The following is a 5,106-nucleotide window of genomic DNA, read 5'->3' as shown; positions in this document are numbered from 1 at the left end:
GTGCGCGCCGGTGCCTGCAACCAGATCGACCAGCGCGCGCGTAGCCGTTGCGATGCCGCTGAGCCGTCCGAGCAGGTTGAGCGCCGTGCGTTCGCCGGTGAGGAGCGTTCGCGCGTTGACGCGCAGATCGGCGATCGTGCTCCCGGCTTCGACGCGGTTCCCGTCGGGCGCGAATACGCGCGCATCGAATGCGCCGCCTAGGAACTGGAATGCGAGCAACGATGCGTTGATGCCGGCGACGACGCCCGGCGCGCGGGCGACGAGTTGCGCCTCCGCGATCCGATCCGGCGCGACGATCGCGTCGGTCGTTATGTCATTTCCGTGACCGATATCTTCCAGCAGCGCCGCGCGAATTAGGGGCTCTACGACGAGCCGATGCGGTTCAAACGGCGTCGGCAAGGTGTGTAAAGGAGCGTTTTGCAAGTGCTTCGTCCGTCGAAGGATAGTCGGTGCGATAGTGGCTGCCGCGGCTCTCTTTACGCGCGAGCGCCGCGCGCGCGACTAAGCGACCGACGACGAGCAGATTCCGCAGCTCGCTGTTCGGTGTGGGAAAGAGCGCGTTGAGTTCGTCGATGCGCGAGAGCGCTTCGCGCAGGCCCACCTCATTGCGCACGAGCCCGACGTTTGCGTACATGACGTTGCGTAAATCGCTGATCGCTTGGGCGTAGTCGCCGGCGCGCGCCTTGAAGCGCGGCAAGGGAATGGTGCTATGCACGCCGGAAGCGGGGAGCGTCGCGGCGATATCGGTCGCTACGCGAGCGCCGTAAACCAACGCTTCCAGCAGCGAATTGCTCGCGAGACGATTGGCTCCATGCACGCCCGTCGCGCTGGCTTCGCCGCACGCCCACAGGCCGGGAAGCGACGTGCGCCCCCATTCATCGACGGCCACGCCGCCCATGTGGTAATGCGCGGCGGGAGCAACCGGAATGCGCTGCACGCGCGGATCGATCCCGGCCGACATGCAAAAACCGAAGACCGTCGGAAATTCGGTCGCGAACGCATTGCCGATGGCCGCGCGCGCGTCGAGCCCAACCACCCGGCCGCGTTGCAGCTGTTCGAAAATCGCGCGGGCCACGACGTCGCGCGGGCCTAGCTCCGCGTCGGGATGGATGCCGAGCATGAACCGTTCGCCTAAATCGTTGATCAGCGTGGCGCCCTCACCGCGCACCGCTTCCGTCACCAGCGGCATCGGATCGCGGCCGATCGCCAGCGCCGTGGGATGAAACTGCACGAACTCCATGTCCGCGAGCAAGGTGCCCGCTCGCGCGGCCATCGCAATGCCGTCGCCGGTCGCTTCGACGGGATTGGTGGTGTAGCGGTACAAGCGGCCGATGCCGCCGGTGGCGATCACGATCGCGCGTCCGCGCAACACGATCGCTTCGTCGCTCCCGTTGACGTGTGCGACGACGCCGCGCAGCGTCCCGTCATCCACGATCAAGTCGTCGGCGGTGACGTCTTCAAGCACTTCGATGTGCGTGGAAGCGTGGACCGCGGCGATTAACGCTTTGAGAATTTCGTGCCCGGTGGCGTCGCCGCCGGCTTTGACGATACGCCTGCGCTGGTGCGCGGCCTCGCGACCGAGTGCGAGTTCGCCCGTGTCGTCGCGGTCGAAGGCGGCGCCGAGCGCAAGCAATTCTTCGATGCGCGCCGGTGCGTCGTTCGTGAGGATATCGACGATCTCCCGATCGCTGATGCCGGCTCCCGCGAGCGCGGTATCGATAGCGTGCAATTGCGGGGAATCGTCGCGACCGACCGCTGCCGCAATGCCGCCCTGCGCCCAATCGGTTGCGGCGCCGCTCCCCAAACGCGTTTTGCAGACCACCAGCACCCGCATCGGCGCTAGTTTGAGCGCGGCCATAAGGCCCGCTATGCCTGCTCCGATGACGATGGCGTCGGCAGAACGCTCGCGCCGCATGCTTAATCTCTGGCCGCGCGGCTGTATTCGAGCATGCGTTCGACCGCACGGCGGGCGCGATCGGCGACCAGCGGATCGATGGTGATTTCGTACTCCATCGTTTCCAGGCTATGCAGAATCTTGGGCAGCGTATTGCGTTTCATGTGCGGGCAGAGATTGCACGGACGCACGAAGTCGACGCCTTGATACCGGGCCGCGACGTTGTCGGCCATCGAACACTCGGTCATCAGCAGTACGCGGGGCCGGACGTCGCGCGCGGCGCGCGCGGCCTGCTCGCCGACGTATTCGACCATGCCCTGCGTCGAGCCGACGTAATCGGCCTGCGCGAGCACGTCGGGCGGGCATTCGGGATGGGCGATAACCACGAGCGACGGGTCGTCTTCGCGGTATGCGACGATGTCGGCCCCGGTGAAGCGTTCGTGGACTTCGCAGTGGCCCTTCCACGCGATGATCTCCACCGACGTTTTCGAGGCCACGTACTTCGCCAGATATTCGTCGGGAAGAAAGATGACGCGAGGAGCGCCCAGCGCTTCGACGATTTGCACCGCGTTGCCGCTGGTGACGCAGACGTCGGATTCGGCTTTCACGTCCGCCGACGTATTGACGTAGGTGACGATCGGCACGCCGGGGTAGCGCTCGCGCAGCAAGCGCACGTCGGCCCCGGTGATGGAATCCGCGAGCGAGCATCCGGCCAGCAGATCCGGCACGAGCACCGTTTTACCGGGGTTCACCAGCTTCGCCGTCTCCGCCATGAAGTGGACGCCGCACAGAACGATAACGTCGGCATCCGTTTTGGCGGCCTGCATCGCCAGCGCCAGCGAATCGCCGACGATATCCGCCACGGTGTAGAAAATCTCAGGAACTTGGTAATTGTGCGCCAAGATCACGGCATTGCGTTCGCGCTTGAGGCGATTGATCGCGGCCACGTACGGGGCGTGGATCGGCCATTCGACGCGCGGGATGATCCGTTCGGCGCGTTCGAAAATGGGCGTCGTTTCCGCTTCGACGGCGCTGGTATACGCTAGTTCGGTCACACTCATGGGTCGATCTCGTGGTTGCGGCTGGAGGGCCGGGGCCCCTGCCTGACGCAGAGTCGGGCAATGCGCCTGCGTTCTCTTCTCTTAATACCCGCGCTGCTGGCTTTCGTTTGCGCGCTCGGGGCGCCGGGCCTGGGGCAGACGCTCCCGGGCATCGCCGTCCCCTCATCGGCACCCGTGCAGCTCCCGGGCTCGACGGGTATTCGGCAAGAGGGCCTCTATATGACCGCGCCGATCGGCGTGGACGGCAACCCCTTGTTCCGCGTCGCGATCCAAGGGACGACCGCTGCGACGCAGACGTCCCTGATCGAACGCACGCAGACCATCCAGGGCGCGATCGGCCAACTGCTGGCCGTCGTCTCGACCGGCAAGACGGCCGGCACCATCTATTCGCCGGGGTCGCTCGAAATCGACGTGCAGCCGGCCGGCAACCAAGAACTGCTGGTTGCGATCGATAAGACGCACGCCGCGCCGCTGCCGATTCTGACCGTGACGTCGAGCGACGCGCAGTACCATAAACAGCCGGCGCAGACGTTGGCACAGAGCTGGCGTGCGACGCTGCAAGAAGCGTTGGTTGCCGCATTGGTCAAGCGCCAACCGGCGGAGATCAAACGCAACTATAACGACCTGCTGCGCGTCGGCATCGGCATGATCTTGGGCACGCTCCTGCTGTGGGGATTGTTTAAGTTCGTGCAACGACGCGCCCGTGCGGCGCGGGACGAAGCGGAGTCGAGCGAACGCAGCGTCGCGCGCATCCAAAGCGAAGGTTCGCCCGAGCAGGAGCACGCATCCGGGTGGCGCGAGCGCTTCATCGCCGCGACCGCGCGCGCCGCCGAGCCCGAGCAACGCCTTTCCATGCTGCGTTCGATCGCCGCCGCGATCGTATGGTTTGGAATTTTGGCTTGGGTGGGCGCGATTGCGTGGGCGCTCTTGCTCTTTCCGCAGACCATTCCGTTCGGCCAGGTCCTGATACGGACGACCGTCGGCATCGCGTTGATTTGGGTGGTAGCGGGGCTCCTCGATCGCGTGCTGGATATCGTGATCGCCCGCGTTTCACGCGCGTATGCCGCGCCGCTGCGCAGCGCCTCCGAAGATGAGACGCGAAGCGCTCTTCGCGCTCCGACGGTAGCCCGCGCGATCGGCGGGTTCAAGTCGTTCGTGCTCATTTTCGTCGCCGCTCTGGCCACCCTGAGCCAACTCGGCATTCCGATCGGCTCGGTGGTGACGATCGGCGGTATCGCCGCTCTGGCGATAACGTTCGCGGCGCAAAACCTGGTGCGCGATTTCCTCAACGGCTTTCTAGTGTTGCTCGAAGACCAATACGTCGTCGGCGATTACATTCAGATCGACACCTGGAACGGTATCGTCGAGCAGCTCACGCTTCGCGTGGTGCAGATCCGCGACGGGCGCGGCAACCTCATTACGATCCCGCATAGCAGCGCGATTCAAGTGGTGAACTCGTCGCGTAATTGGTCGCGTATCGACTATCGCGTAGCCGTCGATCAATCGGCGAACCTCGTGCAGGCGATTGCGCTGCTGCGCTCCACGATTGAGGATTTGGCGCGCGAAGATGCCTGGCATGAAGCGGTATTGGATGCGGTGGAGTGGATCGGCGTCGAATCCATTTCGAATTCAGGCATCACGTTGCGCGCGTCGATTAAAACCGCCCCACTCCGGCAGTTCGAATTACGGCGCGAAATCAACGCGCGCGTTATCACCGCGTTCCGCGATTCGAAGGTCGTCCTCGGAAGCGATGCGGGCACGCCGACGATAACGCTGGCCGCCGCCAGCCCGGATCCGGAGTAGCGCCATGCGTCGATTGAGAGGCGTTGCGCTCACCGTCGCCATGGCCGCTGCATGTGCAGCGCAAGCCTGGGCGACGACCCGTACGGTGTTGATTTTGAATGCGGGGGACGAACCGATTTTCTCGTTGCGGATCGGCCATGCAGCGCAAAACGCCTGGAGCCCGGACCTTTTAGGCTTCAATCAGGCGATTGAGGTGAGTAGCGGGGTCGAAGTCCCCATCGTCTTCGATCCCGTGACCTGCGCGTACGACGTGCAGGCGACCTATGAGGATGGGAGCGTGGCCGTGAAGCGCAATGTCGATCTCTGCAGCGTTCGCCACATGAAGTTCGGACGATAGCGCACCACCCC

Annotated in this window: 5 protein-coding genes; 2 read left to right on the top strand and 3 right to left on the bottom strand. The window is 64.6% G+C overall.

Translation table 11 applies throughout. From position 1 onward, the window contains the following. The 3 genes from VMW12_13640 to nadA all read right to left on the bottom strand — a co-directional run. The coding region (locus VMW12_13640) for a nicotinate-nucleotide diphosphorylase (carboxylating) (protein ID HUZ50765.1) at positions 1-399 on the bottom strand (399 nt) is incomplete at its 3' end. Then, entirely contained in the window at positions 383-1,915 is a 1,533-nt protein-coding gene (locus VMW12_13635) for an L-aspartate oxidase (protein HUZ50764.1), read from the bottom strand. The genes VMW12_13635 and VMW12_13640, both read right to left, overlap by 17 nt. Before the next feature lie 2 nt (positions 1,916-1,917). Further along, entirely contained in the window at positions 1,918-2,955 is a 1,038-nt protein-coding gene (nadA, locus tag VMW12_13630) for a quinolinate synthase NadA (GenBank protein ID HUZ50763.1), read from the bottom strand. Positions 2,956-3,015: 60 nt separating this feature from the next. Between nadA and VMW12_13625 the strand changes: the two genes are divergently transcribed. Continuing rightward, positions 3,016-4,758: a mechanosensitive ion channel family protein gene (locus VMW12_13625; GenBank protein ID HUZ50762.1), complete on the top strand. Its 1,743-nt coding sequence runs from the start codon at positions 3,016-3,018 to the stop codon at positions 4,756-4,758. A gap of 4 nt (positions 4,759-4,762) precedes the next feature. Further along, entirely contained in the window at positions 4,763-5,095 is a 333-nt protein-coding gene (locus tag VMW12_13620) for a hypothetical protein (protein HUZ50761.1), read from the top strand. The last annotated feature ends 11 nt before the right edge of the window (positions 5,096-5,106 follow it).

The sequence above is a fragment of the Candidatus Dormiibacterota bacterium genome (genome assembly GCA_035532835.1).
In the GTDB taxonomy this organism is placed as follows: domain Bacteria; phylum Vulcanimicrobiota; class Vulcanimicrobiia; order Vulcanimicrobiales; family Vulcanimicrobiaceae; genus DAHUXY01.
The sequence above is the reverse complement of the archived record's forward strand: the minus strand, read 5'-3'. Positions and strand labels throughout refer to the sequence as shown.